The sequence below is a fragment of the Bifidobacterium sp. UBA744 genome (assembly GCA_002298605.1).
In the GTDB taxonomy this organism is placed as follows: domain Bacteria; phylum Actinomycetota; class Actinomycetes; order Actinomycetales; family Bifidobacteriaceae; genus Bifidobacterium.
This window is the reverse complement of the sequence record DBKS01000008.1, coordinates 2885-5471: the sequence shown is the minus strand read 5'-3', so window position 1 is coordinate 5471 and position 2587 is coordinate 2885. Positions and strand designations below refer to the sequence as shown.

2 protein-coding genes are annotated in these 2587 nt (G+C 63.7%); one reads left to right on the top strand and one right to left on the bottom strand.

Annotation, left to right across the window (positions count from 1 at the left end; all coding sequences use genetic code 11):
• The coding region (locus B2994_RS00480; RefSeq protein WP_349675650.1) for a phosphotransferase at window positions 1-997 on the bottom strand (997 nt) is incomplete at its 3' end.
• 154 nt (window positions 998-1151) lie between these two features.
• Between B2994_RS00480 and B2994_RS00475 the strand changes: the two genes are divergently transcribed.
• On the top strand, window positions 1152-2587 hold a 1436-nt coding region (locus B2994_RS00475; RefSeq protein WP_291526457.1), incomplete at its 3' end, for an ATP-dependent helicase.

Below are 2587 nucleotides of genomic sequence, written 5' to 3'. Positions count from 1 at the left end.
TGTCGTCCGCCCTGGCGGGGCCTGCGGCGTTGCGCTCCTCATTCTGGGCGGCGATGATCGCTAGCTGATGCGCCAGTCGTTCCACCTGCGCCTTGAACTTGACGATGCGGTTGTTGTCGCCGTGGTCAATGGCGCTGATGAAATCGCCCACCTGTTCCATCTGCAGCCACAGATTGGCCCTGAGCATGATGAGATCATCCAGGCGGGAACCCATCATGCGGCCGTAGGCGGATAGCACGGCGTTGCGATGGGTGTCGTCCAATTTCCCGAAGATCCAGGCGAGATCACGGGCGGGATCGTTGATCTGCATGCCCTGCCAGTGATAGATGGCGCTCAGGCCGGATCCGGTGAACAGCAGATCGCCGTCGTCGAACCCCCCATGAACCGGGCATGTGGTGAAATTCCACAGGCCCTCGGTGGCGACAATACGGGTCCAGCTGCTGGTGATTTCCGCCGGGACATGGCCCGCCTGCTTCAATCTGGCGATCCAGGCGACTAATTGGTCGTGAATCTGCCCGGTGGTGTAGGAGGGGTAGTTCCCCTCGGACAGGAATGTTCCGCGCAGCCGGTGAATGGCGCCGATGGCGGTGCCAACCGAGGAGCATTCGTCCAGTGACAAGGTGTCGAGGGGTTTGGCGTAACCCTCGCGATGCTGCATGATGAGCAGCGCGGTGTCGCCGGTGGGACTGTCCCCGCCTTCGCCCGGCACGTATGTGAGCACCCGTTCCATGCCGAAGCTCAGGCCGGCCGGCTCCTTGGCCTGTGCGAGCGCGCGTGCGGCCTTCACGCGTCGAGACAGCCGGGCGCGCGCCTTGTCTCCCTGCGCCGCGACTACGTCGTACAGTTGCCCGGTGGCATCCTGAATGACCGCGGAGCGTATGCCGAGCGCTGAGTCGGTGGCGCCGAGTTGGACACCGTCCTTCGCTCCGGCCACGGCGAGGCCGGGAGCTGCCGCAGAGGCGAGCGCGGCAAGCGTGTAGTAGCTAGAAAACGTCACGCTCCAACACTAATACACATCTGCCGGCAAGGGCGTGAAACCGGTCGGCGCGTTGAGATACGGCATGGCCGCGTTCATCGGTTTTGTCACTTGCGGCACGCGGTTTTGTTCGGTTGCGGCGGTTGCCGCCCGGGAAACTGACACAATGGTGGGTATGAATGATCAGGCGGAACACATCCTTGACTCGCTTGATGACGCACAGCGCCAGGCGGCGACTGCCGTTGACGGGCCGGTGCGCATCATAGCGGGGGCCGGCGCGGGCAAGACGCGTACGATCACGCGCCGCATCGCCTACGCCTGCGCTTGTGGCGATTGGGATCCCTCGCGCGTGCTGGCCGTAACGTTTTCGGTCAAGGCGGCAGAGGAGATGCGCGCCCGCATCGCCGGGCTGGGCGTGGAGGGTGTGGCGGCGGCCACATTCCATTCGGCGGCGTTGCACCAGCTCAACCGAGTCTGGACCGGCGTCACCGAGGCGCCGTTCCCCGATCTGGTCTCCGACAACAAGCGGCTTGTCGCGACGGCGTTTCAGCGTGTGACCGGTGCAGAGGCTCCCGATCCGCTTTCCGTGCGTGACCTGGAGGCGGAAATCAATTGGACCAAGGTGTCGTTGATTGCGCCGCGTGATTACGCCAAGGTCTGCGCCGCCACGCATCGTCAGCCTCCGGCCGGTTTGGACGCCGACCGCATGGCCGATCTGATAACGGCATATGAGGGTGATAAAACCGCCCGCAACCAAATAGACTTCAACGATATTCTGCTGATGGTGTGCCATCTGCTGGAGGATCCCGAGCTTGAACAGGCTGCTGCCGCCATCCGTGGTCGTATCGGATGGCTGACTGTGGACGAATATCAGGATGTGTCCCCCCTGCAGCATCGGCTGATGCGTTTGTGGATGGGGGACGGGCGCAATCGCGAGGTGTGCGTGGTGGGTGATGCCGCGCAGACCATTTATTCCTTCGCCGGAGCCACCAGCTATTATCTGCGTTCGTTCGGCGAGGAATTCGGTCCTCTGGCAGCCGACGTAACCCTGAATGTCGATTATCGTTCGACCGCCTCGGTGGTTCGCTATGCGAATCGCGTGCTCGCCGCCAGCCCGGAGCGTGCCGGATATATCAAGTTGAGGTCGGGCCGGGATCAGGGGCCGGGTGCGCGGGTGACCACGTTGCGGTATCCGAGTGATTGGGATGAGGCTCGAGGCGCGGCGGCCCGTCTGCGCGCAATGGTGCGGAAAGGTGCCAAGCCGTCGGACTGCGCGGTGCTGACCAGGCTGAATGCGCAGCAGGGACTGGTGGCGGCGGCCCTGAAGGAGCTGGGCTTCTCGTATCGTATCCGCACCGATGCCGGTTGGCAGTCTCAGTCGCTGAGCGTTGAATCGTTGCGCACCGATGGCTTGGACGCCGGCGCGGTGACGATATCGACGATTCATGCCGCCAAGGGATTGGAATTCGGCCATGTATGCATCGTTGGCTGTTCGGAGGGGCTGCTGCCGTTCGGCTCGCCCGCGCCCGGCGACCTGCTGGAAGAGGAGCGCCGTCTGATGTATGTGGGCGTGACCCGTGCCGAGGACACGCTTCAGCTGTCGTTCGCCGA